Source organism: Pantoea sp. Seng, assembly GCF_009829935.1.
Classification (GTDB): Bacteria; Pseudomonadota; Gammaproteobacteria; order Enterobacterales; family Enterobacteriaceae; genus Pantoea; species Pantoea communis.
Map to the genome: position 1 here is coordinate 76663 of NZ_SZZV01000011.1, position 13530 is coordinate 90192.

The following is a 13530-nucleotide window of genomic DNA, read 5'->3' on the forward strand; positions in this document are numbered from 1 at the left end:
GGCCACGTTGCCCCTTTTAAGCCACGCAATAATCGCGCCGCTCCAGTAGCGGCGCGATGCATCAGGCATGAGTTTACTTAATCACACCCAGCCACTGCGAGGCGATCTGCGCATATTCGCCGGTGGCGGTGCTAAGATGCAGCCACTGATCGACATACAGTTTCCAGCTCATATCATCACGCGGAATCATGTAGGCTTTTTCACCATACTGCATCGGCTTATCCGGATTGATGGCGCACAGCGTCGGGTAGTGCTTCATCTGGAACAATGCTTCGGACGCATCCGTAATCATCACATCGGCTTTCTTATCCACCAGCTGCTGGAAAATACCTACGTTATCGGCCAGTTGCAGCGTCGACTGCGGTAAGTGGCTGTGCACAAAGGCTTCATTGGTGCCGCCAGCGGGTTCAATCACCCGCACGCTCGGCTTGTTGATCTGCGCGACGGTTTGGTATTTGTCTTTATCATCACAGCGCACCAGCGGGATTTTGCCATCCACACCCAGCGGCTCGGCAAACCAGGCAATCTGCTGGCGTTTTAAGGTAACGGACACGCCACCCAGCGCGATATCACACTGCTTCGCCACGAAATCGTCACTCATGGTTTTCCAGGTGGTTGGCACCCACTGCACTTTGGCACCCAGACTTGCCGCCAGTGACTGCGCCATGCTGATATCCAGGCCTTCATATTGCCCATCGCTGCGCAGATAGCTGTAAGGCTTGTAGTCGCCCGTGGTACAGACTTTTAGGGTTTTACTGCTACGAATCTCGTCGAGGTGGGATTGCGCCGACGCAGCGCCACTCACCAGAAGTAATGCACTCAGTATCGCGGTTTTCATGGTTTCTTCTTTTTTATGTTGATGTTGGTTTGCGCGCGGATTGTTGCATAGCCCTGCGCATTGTTGCTTTATTAGCAAAAGTCTTGTGATCAATCACGCATTTTTTCGCTTCGCCTGCGCGCGTACAGTGTGCGTCATCAACGGGAAACGGAGCGAATCATCCATGAGCAATATTTTAATCATCGACGGCGGTAAAACTTTTGCCCACTCGAAAGGCGAACTGAATCACACCCTCACTGACGTGGCAGCCAGCCAGCTGCGCGATCTGGGCCATAACGTGGTGGTCACCCTTGCAGACAGCGATTACAACGTGGCAGAAGAAGTGCAGAAATATCTCGACAGCGATGTGGTGATTTATCAGATGCCTGGCTGGTGGATGGGCGAGCCGTGGACGGTGAAAAAATACATTGATGACGTGTTCACCGAAGGCCACGGTTCACTGTATGCCAGTGATGGTCGTACGCGCAGCGATGCGGGCAAAAAGTACGGTTCAGGCGGTCTGATTCAGGGCAAAAAATACATGCTATCGCTGACGTGGAACGCACCGCTGGAAGCGTTTAATGATCCTGAGCAGTTCTTCGAAGGCGTGGGCGTGGATGGTCTCTATCTGCACTTCCACAAAGCCAACCAGTTCCTTGGCATGGAAGGTTTACCGACCTTTATCTGTAACGATGTGATCAAGATGCCGGACGTGCCGCGCGATATCGAACGTTATCGGACTCATCTCAGCCAGATCTTTGCTTAACTGTAAGCACACCGGGAAAAGAGGAAGCGCTATGTTAACCGTCGTTGCAGAAATTTGCGTCAAGCCAGGCCGCCGTCATGTGGTGCTGGATGCCATCAATAAATTGATCCCCACCGTGCTGGAAGAAGAGGGTTGCCATCAGTATGACGCGCTGGTTGACCATCAGGCGCAGGTGCCGTGGAAGCAGAATTCCCCAGATTCCATTTTCATGCTGGAGCAGTGGGAATCGCTGCGCCATCTTGAGCAGCATCAGCAAATGCCGCATATGGATGCGCATCGCGCCACGATTAAAGACGATGTGGTGGATGTGAAGATCCTGGTATTAGAGCCGGTTCGTTAATCGTCTAAGCCTCTGCCTGTGCAGGGGCTTTTTTATAGCAGGCGATCTTGTTCTATCTTCTCGCGCAGAAAATCGAGAAAACAGGTAATGCGCGAGGTCAGAGATTGATTACGGTAATACACGGCGTGAATCGGCAGGCGCCATTCGCGCGTTTCCTGCTCCAGCACCTGCACTAAATCGCCCCGCTCGCGATCTTTACGGCTGACAAAATCAGACAGGCGCGCAATGCCCTGTCCTGCTAACGCCAGCTGACGCAACGTCTCGCCACTGGAAGCCGACAGCGTGGGCTTAATCTGCAAAAACTCACCCTCACTTTGCCAAACAGGCCAGACATTGTGTGCATCCAACTGACTGAAGCCGAGCAGCTGATGAGCTGCTAACGCCTCAACTGATTCCGGGCTGCCATACTGCTGCAGGTAAGCCGGGCTCGCCACTAAACGCGTGGCGCTGCTGCCCAGCACGCGGGCACGCAGCGTAGAATCACGCAACTCCCCGACGCGAATCGCGATATCGGTCTGCTGCTCCAGCAAATCGATCATGATGTCGTCGGTATTCAACTCCAGCTGAATCAGCGGGTAACGCTGTCGAAATTCCGCCACCAGCGGCACGATCACGTGCAGCATAAAGGGGGCGTTGGCATTGATGCGCAATCTGCCTGAAGGAATGTCTCGGCGCTGGGCGATCTGCTCTTCTGCCAGTTCTACCGACGAAAGGATCTGGCGCGCATGATCGAGGAAGATCAAGCCTTCCTCGGTAAGCGCGAGACGCCGCGTGGTGCGGTGCATTAGCGTGGTTTGTAATTTGCTTTCCAGCCGACTCAACGCCCGGCTGATACCAGAACTGGTTTGATCGAGCTGCTCGGCCGCCGCTGTGATTGAGCCGGTATCCACCACCGCCACCCAAGCGCGTAGCTCTTCCAGTGTGATTTTCACGTTCCTTTCCCCGGTAAAAATGTTTGGCTTGCCCAAATAACAAGGGACGCCACAGCGTCCCTTGTTATCAAGCTTCCAGGTCGGCGAGGTCGCCTTTTTCCTGTAGCCAGTTACGGCGATCTTCAGAACGCTTTTTCGCCAGCAGCATGTCCATCACGCGCAGCGTCTGCTCGACATCATCATCGCTGACTGTCAGCTGCACCAGTCGACGGGTGTTCGGGTCGAGCGTGGTTTCACGCAGCTGCAGCGGGTTCATCTCACCCAGACCTTTGAAGCGCTGTACGTTCGGTTTGCCTTTCTTGCGCTTCAGCTGCTCCAGCACGCCCTCTTTCTCGTCTTCATCCAACGCGTAAAAGACTTCTTTGCCGAGATCGATGCGATACAGCGGTGGCATGGCGACATAAACATGGCCATGTTGCACCAGCGAGCGGAAGTGCTTCACAAACAGCGCACACAACAAGGTGGCGATGTGTAAGCCATCGGAGTCCGCATCCGCAAGGATACAGATCTTGCCGTAACGCAGCTGGCTCAGATCTTCACTGTCGGGATCGATACCGATCGCCACAGAAATATCATGAACTTCCTGCGAGGCCAGCACTTCGTCCGATGAGACTTCCCAGGTGTTCAGGATCTTACCTTTAAGCGGCATGATCGCCTGATAATCACGATCGCGCGCCTGCTTGGCCGATCCACCTGCGGAGTCCCCTTCCACCAGGAAGAGTTCGGTGCGATTCAGATCCTGTGCACTACAGTCTGCCAGTTTGCCCGGCAGTGCGGGTCCGCTGGTGAGCTTTTTACGCACCACTTTCTTGGCCGCGCGCATACGACGCTGAGCACTGGAGATCGCCAGTTCGGCCAGCATTTCGGCGGCTTGCACGTTCTGGTTCAACCACAAGCTGAAAGCATCTTTCACGATAGCCGAGACAAATGCCGCGCACTGACGCGAAGAGAGACGCTCTTTGGTTTGACCGGCGAACTGTGGATCCTGCATTTTGACCGACAGCACGTAGGCGCAGCGATCCCAAATATCTTCCGCAGACAGTTTTACGCCGCGTGGCAGGATATTGCGGAACTCGCAGAACTCACGCATCGCATCCAGCAAGCCCTGACGCAGACCGTTGACGTGCGTCCCGCCTTGCATAGTGGGAATCAGGTTGACGTAGCTTTCGGTCAGCAGTTCGCCGCCTTCTGGCAGCCATAGTAACGCCCAATCCACCGCTTCCACATCACCCGCGAAGCTGCCGACAAAGGGTTTTTCCGGCAAGGTAGGGAGGCCGTTGACTGCTTCTGATAAGTAATCAGAGAGGCCGCCATGATAGAGCCATGTCTGCTCGGTATCATTGACCTTGTCTTTGAACACGATCTCCACGCCCGGACAGAGCACCGCTTTGGCTTTCAACACATGCGTCAGGCGCGACACCGAGAAGCGTGGACTGTCGAAGAAACTCTCATCCGGCCAGAAATGCACGCGCGTGCCAGTGTTACGTTTGCCGACCGTGCCGGTCACCGTCAGATCCTGCACTTTATCGCCATTTTCGAAGGCAATATCGTAGATCTCGCCATTGCGGCGCACGGTGACTTCTACGCGTTTTGACAGGGCGTTGACCACCGAAATCCCCACGCCGTGCAAGCCGCCGGAGAACTGGTAGTTTTTGTTGGAGAATTTACCGCCCGCATGCAGACGGCAAAGAATCAGCTCAACCGCTGGCACACCCTCTTCCGGATGGATATCTACCGGCATGCCGCGACCGTCATCGATCACTTCCAGCGACTGATCCGCATGCAGGATCACTTCCACGCGTTTGGCGTGACCCGCCAGCGCCTCATCGACACTGTTATCGATCACTTCCTGGCCCAGATGGTTTGGGCGCGTGGTATCGGTGTACATCCCCGGACGACGACGCACCGGTTCAAGGCCGGTTAAGACCTCAATGGCATCGGCATTATAACTTGATTGGCTCATCGTAACTGTCTGATTAGCAATAGGAATAGGGGTCCATCTCGCAGCAATCAGGGAGCATTTAATCCCAGAAAATCAATGATCTGCGCAAAATGGCGTTCGAATCCGATATAAGCATGATTGCCACCCTCTTCGACCGTTTGGCGGCACGCGCTGTAGTATTCCAGCGCCTGGCGGTAATCGAGTACTTCATCGCCGGTCTGTTGCAGCAGCCAGAGTAAATCGGGCGCTTCGAGAGGGTCAATCTGCATGACTTTCAGATCGTAAATGTGGCGTGACTCTAACACATATTGCTGGCCGGTGTAGGGATTACGGTTCTCACCGAGATAATCCACCAGCAGCTCAAATGGGCGCACCGCTGGATTGACCACCACTGCAGGCAGCATAAAGCATTGCGAGAGCCAAGTCGCGAAGTAGCCCCCGAGCGACGATCCCACCAGGCCGAGCGGTTCACCGGCATACTGCATCACCAGTTCTTCCAGCATGCTGGCGGCTTCGGCGGGGAACGTGGGCAGCTGCGGCACCAGAACATTAATCTGCGGATGATGTTGCGCTACCCACTGCTGCAGTTGTGTGGCTTTGGCCGATTGCGGAGAGCTGTTGAATCCGTGCAGATAGATCAGCACCGCCATCGCTTAGTAGCCCTCGGAATCGAGATCGGGACGGAACAGATCGCTTTGCAGACGATTCACTTCGGTTTCCAGTACGCCATCTGCCTTCAGGGTTAACCAGCGCCAACCTGGCGCGACGTTATCGATGGTGAAGTTGGTGCAATGCGGTTTGAACTGCACGCAGGTCGAAGGAGAAGCCAGCACGCGACGACCATGCCAGTCGAGATCTAATTCCTGATGAATGTGGCCACACACCAGATTACGCGCACGCGGGAAGTGTTGCAGCACCGCTTCTAATTGATGGGGATTGCGCAAGCTATGCTGATCCAGCCAGGTACAGCCGGAAGCGAGCGGATGATGGTGCAGCAGCACCAGCGTATGGCGCTCAGGATGCTGGCGCAGCGCCTTGTCGAGCCACTCGAGTTGGTATTCGCTTAACATGCCATGCGGCACACCAAAGACCTGACTATCCAGCAGCACCAACTGCCAGTGCTCACCCAACAGCACATGTTTATCGGAAGCGATTCCGGCATCGGCAAGTGTATTGACCATCGCGGGCTGAAAATCGTGATTCCCCGGCAGCCAGACACACGGCTTTGGCAGGCGTGAAATGCCCGCTACAAAGTGTTGATAAGCTTCGACGGTGTGATCCTGGGCGAGATCGCCGGTGGCGATAATCAAATCATAATCGCGCTGTTGTGCCATGATGGCGTCCAGCACCGCATCAAAACTCGACCAGGTATTTACCCCAAGCAGCGATTGATGTTTTCCTGCAAAAAGATGGGTGTCCGTGATTTGTAAAATCCTGATATCGGCCCCATTTGCCGCAGGAAGAGTAAGCAGGCTATCCAAAGCGTTTCCTTTCTCTCCACGCCATAGTTGTATGCTATCAGCAGACCGGCACTGCTACAGCACCGTGCGCCAGACAATAGCGCAACCAATCTGCAAGAAACTGGTTAATCTGATGTTTTTCATCGCGCTGATGCAGTTTTTTATTAGGATAATCATAGCGCGCTTTGAAGCGATAGATCTGCTGAGTGGAACACACTTCAGCGACCATCGCATCATGGTACAGCCGAACGGACATGGATGGCAGGCTCCAGTAACTTACTGCCGGGGCCACCTGGCGAATCTCCACCAGCGTGGTATAACGCGTCGACTCTTGAATAGTCAGCTGATAACGGGCGCCGCTCACCTGATAGATCACCGACGCGCCTGCCTCGTCATCACGCGGCAGCAGGCGACGCAGTTGGGCGAAATTGGTTTCGCACAATCGCATCATTTCGGGAAAGTCAGGGGTATAGCGCTGTTTCATTTTAGCTTCCACTCTTGTCGTAGTTTTTCATGGTGCAACGCCAGCCATTGCAGGGCGATGACAGATGCCGCGTTATCAATAATCCCCTCTTCCACCCAGCGATAAGCCTGTTCGCGGCTCACCACATGGACAAGAATATCCTCATTCTCTTCCTCCAGCCCGTGATTTCCCTCTGCCAGGCTGGCATCCACTTCGCCCACCAGCACCGACAAACGTTCAGACGTTCCGCCTGGGCTGGCTAAGTAATTCACTATCGGTTTCACACGCCCGACCTTGAGGCCTGCTTCTTCTACGGCTTCGCGACGCGCCACATCTTCCGGCGTTTCACCGGGTTCAATGATACCGGCCACCATTTCCAGCAGCCAGGGCGTTGGGCTGGAATCATAAGCCGGGATGCGAATCTGTTCGATTAGCACCACTTCGTCGCGTAAGGGATCATAGGGTAGCAGCACGGCGGCGTGTCCGCGCTCAAAAACTTCGCGTACTACCTCACCGCTCATCTCGCCATTAAAGCGGCGATGGCGGAAACGGTAGCTAATAATGGAAAAAAAACCATCGTAGCGTGTATCGCGTGCAATAATTTCTACATCGTTTTTTGTGAAAGTCACAGGGGATTTTTTTTCACCCGCCATTATCTGGTTCCTTATGCAGATTGGGATGGAGCGAAGAAAAGCCAACCCTTGTGCTCCGTCCGAGTGGTTCTTTCTGAATTATTTACGTAAATTAGGGGAAGAAGGCACGTTCAGCCAACTTATCTCTGACGCCGCCTCTGTAGAATCGGCGATTATTTTTTGGCTTACCTGCAGCACTACCAGTGCAATTTGCTGCAACAAAAGGAATGCAAATGAAAAAACTGCTCCCACTTTTTATTGGGTTGAGCCTGGGCGGATTTAGCCTTGCCAGCCAGGCAGAGAACCTGTTGCAGGTTTACCAGCAGGCGCGCCTTAGCAACCCGGATCTGCGTGCTTCTGCCGCTGACCGTGATGCAGCCTTTGAGAAAATTAACGAAGCGCGTAGCCCTTTACTTCCACAGTTAGGCCTGGGTGCAGATTATACCTATAACAACGGTTACCGTGACAGCAGCGGTCTTCATTCCAACACGACCAGCGCTTCTCTGCAATTAACACAAACCATTTTCGATATGTCGAAATGGCGTGCGCTGTCACTGCAGGAAAAAACCGCCGGGATTCAGGATGTCACCTATCAGGTTGCACAGCAGGATCTGATTCTGAATACCGCAACGGCGTATTTCAACGTGTTGAAGGCGATTGATACCCTTTCTTACACGGAAGCGCAGAAACAGTCGATCTACCGCGAATTGGATCAAACCACCCAGCGCTTCAACGTTGGCCTGGTAGCGATCACTGACGTGCAGAACGCCCGTGCCCAGTACGACAGCGTGCTGGCCAACGAAGTGACCGCGCGTAACAACCTTGATAATGCAGTGGAATCGCTGCGTCAAATCACCGGTATGGATTATCTGGCACTGGCTTCACTGAATATCGATCGTTTCAAAACCGCACGTCCTGATGCCGTTGCGACCCTGCTGAAACAAGCGGAAAGCCGTAACCTCAACCTGTTATCTGCACGTCTGAGCCAGGATTTAGCGCGCGAGCAGATTCGCTCTGCGGAAACAGGCCATATGCCAACGCTGGATCTGACTGCCTCAACCGGTATGTCTAACAGCAAATATGGCGGCAGCCGTGCGAACCAGAGTTCAGGCACCACCGATTCCATCACGGGTTCCAACCAGGTTGGCCTGAGCTTCTCCCTGCCGCTGTATAGCGGTGGTTCAGTGACCTCGCAGGTGAAACAGGCGCAGTACAACTTTGTTGCCGCCAGCGAACAGCTGGAAGGCGCACATCGTAGTGCGATCCAGACCGTGCGTTCTTCGTTCAACAACGTTAACGCGTCGATCAGCAGCATTGATGCTTACAAGCAGGCCGTTGTCTCTGCTCAAAGCTCATTGGATGCAATGGAAGCCGGTTATCAGGTGGGTACCCGTACCATCGTTGATGTGCTGGATGCGACCACAACCCTGTTCAACTCTAAACAGCAACTTTCTGATGCGCGTTACAGCTACCTGATTAACCAGCTGAACATCAAATATGCGCTGGGTACGTTGAATGAGCAGGACCTGCAGCAGCTGAACAGCACGCTGGGCAAGGAAATCACCACCGCACCTGAAGTGGTGGCACCGGAAAACAGCCAGCAGGCTTCACGTGTCGATAATGGTCCGAAAACTTCGGCACCTTCAGCCGCCGCGAAAGCGCGCCCGGCTGCCGCGCACAGCAGCGGAAATCCTTTCGGTAATTAATCCCTTAAGGGGCCGCTTGCGGCCCCTTTCGCATTCAAACGTATAACAACGTAAAGATCCCCCAGCCATCCGGCTTCTCGCTTCATTTTCCACCACTCATCACCTATCCTAAGCCCCACCTTTGGGCACAGGATGAAAATAATGAAACGGACTAAACATATTCGTCATGCCGCTTTTCGTAAAAGCTGGCAGGCACGCCATTTAACGCCAGTGGCACTCGCGGTTACCGCAGTGTTTATGCTGGCTGGCTGCGAACAGAGCGATGAGACAGTATCGCTGTACCAAAACGCGGATGATTGTGCGAAAGCTAACCCTAGCCAGAGCGCGCAATGTACCACTGCGTATAACAATGCGAAGAAAGAAGCCGAACGCACCGCACCGAAATACGCCACGCGCGAAGATTGCGTCGCAGAGTTCGGTGAGAATCAGTGCCAGCAAACACCTGCCCAGGCCGGTGTCGGTAGCACCAACAATGCCGAAGCGCAGCAGAGCGGTAGCTTCTGGATGCCGCTGATGGCCGGTTACATGATGGGTCGCATGATGGGCGGCGGCGCGGGCTTTGCGCAGCAACCCTTGTTCTCACCGAAAACCCCGAATAGCCCGGCTAACGGTCAGTTTGTCGATGCTTCCGGCAAAAACTATGGTGCAGCGACCTCAGGCCGCAGCATGAACGTGCCGAAAACCGCCATGGCACCTAAGCCAGCGACCACCTCCACCATCACGCGTGGTGGCTTCGGTGAGAGCGTTGCGAAACAAAACACCCTGCAGCGCAGCAATGCCACCAGCACCAATCGCAGCAGCACTGGCAGCAGCCGCTCGATGGGAGGCTAAGCCGTAGTATGCAACGTATTGCTATCAGCGAACGCCCGGACTGGCGCGAAAAAGCCAACGAATACGGCTTCCAGTTTCATACCATGTATGGCGAACCTTACTGGTGTGAAGACGCTTACTACCAGTTCACCCTGGCACAGGTTGAGCAATTAGAAGATACCACCGCCGAACTGCATCAGATGTGCCTGCAGGCGGTGGAAAAAGTGGTGAACAGTGATGAACTGCTCACCCGCTTCTGCATTCCCAAACACACCTGGGACTTCGTACGAGACTCGTGGAAGCTGCGTCAGCCGTCGCTCTATTCCCGCCTGGATTTAGCCTGGGACGGTAAAGGCGATGCCAAGCTGCTGGAGAATAACGCCGACACGCCGACCTCTCTGTATGAAGCCGCCTTTTTCCAGTGGATCTGGCTGGAAGATCAAGTCAATGCGGGCAACCTGCCACAAGGCAGTGACCAGTTTAATAGCCTGCAGGAAAAGTTGATTGAGCGCTTTGCCGCGTTGCATCAGGAGCACGGTTTTAACTGGCTGCACTTTGCCTGCTGCCGTGACACCGAAGAAGATCGTGCCACAGTACAGTACATGCAGGATTGCGCCACCGAAGCCGGCCTGCCGAATGAATTCCTGTATATCGATGAAATTGGGTTGGGTGAAAGAGGCCAGTTTACCGATCAGCATGATCAGGTGATCAGCAACCTGTTTAAGCTTTATCCGTGGGAATTTATGCTGCGTGAAGTGTTCTCCACCAAGCTGGCAGATGCCGGTGTGCGTTGGTTAGAACCGGCGTGGAAAAGCATTATCTCGAATAAAGCGCTGCTGCCGCTGCTGTGGGAAATGTTTCCTGACCATCCCAATCTGCTGCCCGCCTACTTTGCCGACGACAAAAATGCCCCGCAGATGGACAAGTACGTGGTGAAACCGCTGTTTTCACGTGAAGGCGCCAATATTCGCATCATTGAAAACGGCCAGGAGATCGCCCGTGCTGAAGGTCCGTACGGCGAAGAGGGAATGATCATCCAGCAATTCCATCCGTTGCCGAAGTTCGGCGACAGCTACACCTTGATCGGTAGCTGGCTGATTGACGATCAACCTGCTGGTATCGGCATTCGTGAAGATCGCGCGCTGATCACTCAGGATCTGTCACGCTTCTACCCGCATACTTTTATCGAATAAATGCTGTGCCGCCCGTCAGACACGGGCGGCCAGTGCATTAGCTGACCTGCACCGAAAGCATACTGATAGCGCCCATCTCCATCCCTTCCACCGGAATGCTGATCGACTCCTCAGCTGCACGCGCGCCGAGGATATACAGCAACGGCAGATAGTGTTCTGGCGTTGGGTTGGACATCTCTGCACCTTCGTGCTGCAAATAATTCACCAACGGATGATCTGCTGCTTCACCGGCAAAGCTCAAATTCTCACGCACAAATTCATTGAAGCTTTCAGCCCACGGATAGCTTGTGGCGGCACCCTGCCAGCGCAGCATCCGCAGGTTATGCACCACGTTACCGCTGGCGACGATCATCACGCCTTCGTCACGCAGCGACGCCAGTTTGCGACCTAATTCGAAGTGCCATTGCGCCGATTGCGTCCCATCGATACTTAACTGCACCACCGGGATATCGGCTTGCGGATACATTTTTGCCAGCACGCCCCATGAGCCGTGATCAAATCCCCATTCCTGGTCGGCATGGACGTCAATCGGTGCCAGCAGTTCGATCACTTGCTGTGCCAGCTCTGGCGAGCCTGGAGCCGGATAACGCACATCAAACAGCGCCTGCGGGAAGCCACCAAAATCATGGATGGTGCGAGGATTATGCATGGCCGTTACCGCCGTACCGCGTGTGTACCAGTGTGCCGACACCGCGAGAATGGCGCGCGGACGTGGCAATGTTGCACCCAGATGCTGCCATGCGCGGGTATAGGTATTGTCTTCCAGTACGTTCATCGGGCTGCCGTGACCTAAAAACAGGGCGGGCATACGGTTGTGGCTCATGATGGTTCCTCTGACGAAAGTGTCGCTTTATTAGCCGCTACGATACGCGCTTTCGTGCCGGGATTAACGCTGATAACTGTGATGATCTCTATCAGAGAATTTGAATAAGAATTTGCGTAGTGGTTGGGCGGTGAAGATGAGGATTAAAGGTGCACTTTCGCGCGAAAAAAAATCCGCAGCCTGTAAAAACCGCGGATCTTTTGATGACGATAACTGAGGCTTAACTTGCCTGGCGCGTTTCACGCTCGCGGCGATAAGCCACCAGATCTTCAATCGTTACGACCGGCATATCGTGCTGTTTGGCAAACACAATCGCTTCTGGCGCATGCGCCATGCTGCCGTCGTCATTGGTCAATTCACACAGCACACCGGCGGGTTTGAAGCCTGCTAATGTCACCAAATCGATGGTGGCTTCAGTGTGACCACCACGCGTCAGCACACCGCCTTCGCGCGCGCGCAGCGGGAAAACATGGCCTGGACGGTTGAGATCGCTCGGCTTCGCGCCATCTGCCACAGCGGCACGAATGGTGGTGACGCGGTCAGCGGCAGAAACACCGGTGGTGACACCTTCCGCTGCTTCAATGGTGACGGTAAAGCCGGTGCCATAAGAGCTGGTGTTGGTTTCTACCATCATCGGCAGATCCAACTGCTGGCGGCGTTCTTCAGTAATGCACAAGCAGACAATGCCGCTGCCGTGGCGAATGGTTAATGCCATTTGCTCTACGGTCATGGTTTCGGCGGCAAAGATCATGTCACCTTCGTTTTCACGATTTTCATCGTCGAGCACCATCACACCGCGACCGTTGCGCAGCGCATCGATGGCGCGTTCTACACGCTGTTCCGGCGTGCCAAATTCAGAAAGAAGCGTCTGATTCATGGTAAAAAACCTTATAAAAAATATATGAGTTACCAGAACCAGGGCGTGCTTAGGAGTGCGCAAATAATACACATGGCAAAAACGTGACGCGGGCCTAAGCCCGGCTGATGTCGTTACCCTCTCCCATCCGGACTCTAACCGTCGGCCCCGGAATTACACCGGATCTGCTGACCTTTCACTTTCCAGTGAAAGCGCTCGCGGGCTTTCAGCCGAAGCTGATTTACCGCCGGTGGGGAATTTCGCCCCGCCCTGAGAATAAGCGAGGTCACTATAACGCCAATCATCTGGACGGGCAATCGACAAAAGCGCAAATGCTTTTGCATTTACTGCGATGCGGAATTCAGGTTTAACCTTTTCGTTTCAGGCATTACACTTAACCTTTGTTGAGTCGGAACACGTGCTGTTATCAGCCACCGCAACCAGGAAATCATCATGATCGACACGAAAAAAATTGAACAACTGGCTCGCCAGGTCCATGAAGCCATGCCAAAAGGGATTCGCGACTTTGGCGACGATGTCGAAAAGAAAATTCGTCAGGTGCTGCAGGCGCAGTTAACCCGCATGGATTTGGTGAATCGTGAAGAGTTTGATGTGCAGACGCAGGTACTGCTGCGCACGCGTGAGAAGCTGGCGGCACTGGAACAGCGCCTGGCGAAACTGGAAAGTGAGAGCCCTGCTGCACCGGCACCTGCGGTGGTGACACCGGACCCGGCGGGTAAGATCGACACTCCGCAGTAATTCGCTGACTCGGCGGCGTATATTGCTCGAA

At 54.3% G+C, this 13530-nt stretch carries 15 protein-coding genes and 1 riboswitch; of the genes, 6 read left to right on the forward strand and 9 right to left on the reverse strand.

Features of this window, described 5'->3' with window-relative positions:
* Nucleotides 1-73 precede the first annotated feature (73 nt).
* Complete coding sequence (locus tag FD737_RS13145; protein ID WP_045831819.1) at nt 74-838, reverse strand: transporter substrate-binding domain-containing protein; 765 nt, start codon at nt 836-838, stop codon at nt 74-76.
* A 163-nt stretch (nt 839-1001) separates the two neighbouring features.
* Here FD737_RS13145 and FD737_RS13150 point away from each other — a divergent pair, with 163 nt between their 5' ends.
* Nucleotides 1002-1583 (forward strand): NAD(P)H-dependent oxidoreductase, encoded by a 582-nt coding sequence (locus FD737_RS13150; protein WP_034828398.1) that lies wholly within the window; start codon nt 1002-1004, stop codon nt 1581-1583.
* A 31-nt stretch (nt 1584-1614) separates the two neighbouring features.
* Nucleotides 1615-1923, forward strand: coding sequence for a putative quinol monooxygenase (locus tag FD737_RS13155; protein WP_058961933.1), 309 nt, complete (start codon nt 1615-1617; stop codon nt 1921-1923).
* A gap of 32 nt (nt 1924-1955) precedes the next feature.
* On the opposite strand, the gene FD737_RS13160 is transcribed toward FD737_RS13155, so the two are convergent.
* The 6 genes from FD737_RS13160 to nudF all read right to left on the reverse strand — a co-directional run bounded on the left by FD737_RS13160 (nt 1956) and on the right by nudF (nt 7373).
* Nucleotides 1956-2855 (reverse strand): LysR substrate-binding domain-containing protein, encoded by a 900-nt coding sequence (locus tag FD737_RS13160; RefSeq protein WP_160833685.1) that lies wholly within the window; start codon nt 2853-2855, stop codon nt 1956-1958.
* Nucleotides 2856-2922: 67 nt separating this feature from the next.
* Complete coding sequence (gene parE / locus FD737_RS13165; RefSeq protein ID WP_160833686.1) at nt 2923-4818, reverse strand: DNA topoisomerase IV subunit B; 1896 nt, start codon at nt 4816-4818, stop codon at nt 2923-2925.
* Between the two features lie 47 nt (nt 4819-4865).
* Nucleotides 4866-5447 carry an esterase YqiA gene (yqiA, locus tag FD737_RS13170; RefSeq protein ID WP_160833687.1) on the reverse strand — a complete coding sequence of 194 codons (582 nt, stop codon included), beginning with the start codon at nt 5445-5447 and terminating at the stop codon, nt 4866-4868.
* A 3-nt stretch (nt 5448-5450) separates the two neighbouring features.
* A complete protein-coding gene (gene cpdA / locus FD737_RS13175; protein WP_160833688.1) occupies nt 5451-6278 on the reverse strand; it encodes a 3',5'-cyclic-AMP phosphodiesterase in 828 nt (275 codons plus the stop codon).
* Between the two features lie 37 nt (nt 6279-6315).
* Entirely contained in the window at nt 6316-6741 is a 426-nt protein-coding gene (locus FD737_RS13180) for a DUF1249 family protein (protein WP_034828381.1), read from the reverse strand.
* On the reverse strand, nt 6738-7373 hold the full coding sequence (gene nudF, locus FD737_RS13185; RefSeq protein ID WP_097118141.1) for an ADP-ribose diphosphatase: 636 nt from the start codon (nt 7371-7373) through the stop codon (nt 6738-6740). Before nudF ends, FD737_RS13180 begins: the two co-directional genes overlap by 4 nt.
* A 212-nt stretch (nt 7374-7585) precedes the next feature.
* Between nudF and tolC the strand changes: the two genes are divergently transcribed.
* From tolC to FD737_RS13205, 3 genes are all read left to right on the forward strand, one after another.
* Entirely contained in the window at nt 7586-9058 is a 1473-nt protein-coding gene (gene tolC / locus FD737_RS13195) for an outer membrane channel protein TolC (protein WP_097118142.1), read from the forward strand.
* 141 nt (nt 9059-9199) lie between these two features.
* Complete coding sequence (locus FD737_RS13200; RefSeq protein ID WP_097118143.1) at nt 9200-9889, forward strand: DUF1190 family protein; 690 nt, start codon at nt 9200-9202, stop codon at nt 9887-9889.
* 8 nt (nt 9890-9897) lie between these two features.
* Entirely contained in the window at nt 9898-11061 is a 1164-nt protein-coding gene (locus tag FD737_RS13205; RefSeq protein WP_160833689.1) for a glutathionylspermidine synthase family protein, read from the forward strand.
* 37 nt (nt 11062-11098) lie between these two features.
* On the opposite strand, the gene ygiD is transcribed toward FD737_RS13205, so the two are convergent.
* Both ygiD and ribB read right to left on the reverse strand, forming a co-directional pair.
* Nucleotides 11099-11884, reverse strand: coding sequence for a 4,5-DOPA dioxygenase extradiol (gene ygiD / locus FD737_RS13210; RefSeq protein ID WP_097118145.1), 786 nt, complete (start codon nt 11882-11884; stop codon nt 11099-11101).
* A gap of 220 nt (nt 11885-12104) precedes the next feature.
* Entirely contained in the window at nt 12105-12761 is a 657-nt protein-coding gene (gene ribB / locus FD737_RS13215) for a 3,4-dihydroxy-2-butanone-4-phosphate synthase (protein WP_034828370.1), read from the reverse strand.
* A gap of 111 nt (nt 12762-12872) precedes the next feature.
* Nucleotides 12873-13022, reverse strand: a riboswitch (FMN riboswitch).
* A gap of 171 nt (nt 13023-13193) precedes the next feature.
* Here ribB and FD737_RS13220 point away from each other — a divergent pair.
* The gene (locus FD737_RS13220) at nt 13194-13499 is read left to right on the forward strand and encodes an accessory factor UbiK family protein (RefSeq protein WP_034828368.1); all 306 of its coding nucleotides are present in this window, start codon (nt 13194-13196) and stop codon (nt 13497-13499) included.
* Nucleotides 13500-13530: the final 31 nt, after the last annotated feature.

Excerpts from the sequence above, each read along its gene's own strand:
- ribB (WP_034828370.1), bottom strand. The coding sequence starts at position 12,761 with ATGAATCAGACGCTTCTTTCTGAATTTGGCACGCCGGAACAGCGTGTA.
- FD737_RS13180 (WP_034828381.1), bottom strand. The coding sequence starts at position 6,741 with ATGAAACAGCGCTATACCCCTGACTTTCCCGAAATGATGCGATTGTGC.
- tolC (WP_097118142.1), top strand. The coding sequence starts at position 7,586 with ATGAAAAAACTGCTCCCACTTTTTATTGGGTTGAGCCTGGGCGGATTT.
- FD737_RS13145 (WP_045831819.1), bottom strand. The coding sequence starts at position 838 with ATGAAAACCGCGATACTGAGTGCATTACTTCTGGTGAGTGGCGCTGCG.
- ygiD (WP_097118145.1), bottom strand. The coding sequence starts at position 11,884 with ATGAGCCACAACCGTATGCCCGCCCTGTTTTTAGGTCACGGCAGCCCG.
- yqiA (WP_160833687.1), bottom strand. The coding sequence starts at position 5,447 with ATGGCGGTGCTGATCTATCTGCACGGATTCAACAGCTCTCCGCAATCG.
- FD737_RS13150 (WP_034828398.1), top strand. The coding sequence starts at position 1,002 with ATGAGCAATATTTTAATCATCGACGGCGGTAAAACTTTTGCCCACTCG.
- parE (WP_160833686.1), bottom strand. The coding sequence starts at position 4,818 with ATGAGCCAATCAAGTTATAATGCCGATGCCATTGAGGTCTTAACCGGC.
- FD737_RS13205 (WP_160833689.1), top strand. The coding sequence starts at position 9,898 with ATGCAACGTATTGCTATCAGCGAACGCCCGGACTGGCGCGAAAAAGCC.
- FD737_RS13155 (WP_058961933.1), top strand. The coding sequence starts at position 1,615 with ATGTTAACCGTCGTTGCAGAAATTTGCGTCAAGCCAGGCCGCCGTCAT.
- nudF (WP_097118141.1), bottom strand. The coding sequence starts at position 7,373 with ATGGCGGGTGAAAAAAAATCCCCTGTGACTTTCACAAAAAACGATGTA.
- FD737_RS13200 (WP_097118143.1), top strand. The coding sequence starts at position 9,200 with ATGAAACGGACTAAACATATTCGTCATGCCGCTTTTCGTAAAAGCTGG.
- FD737_RS13220 (WP_034828368.1), top strand. The coding sequence starts at position 13,194 with ATGATCGACACGAAAAAAATTGAACAACTGGCTCGCCAGGTCCATGAA.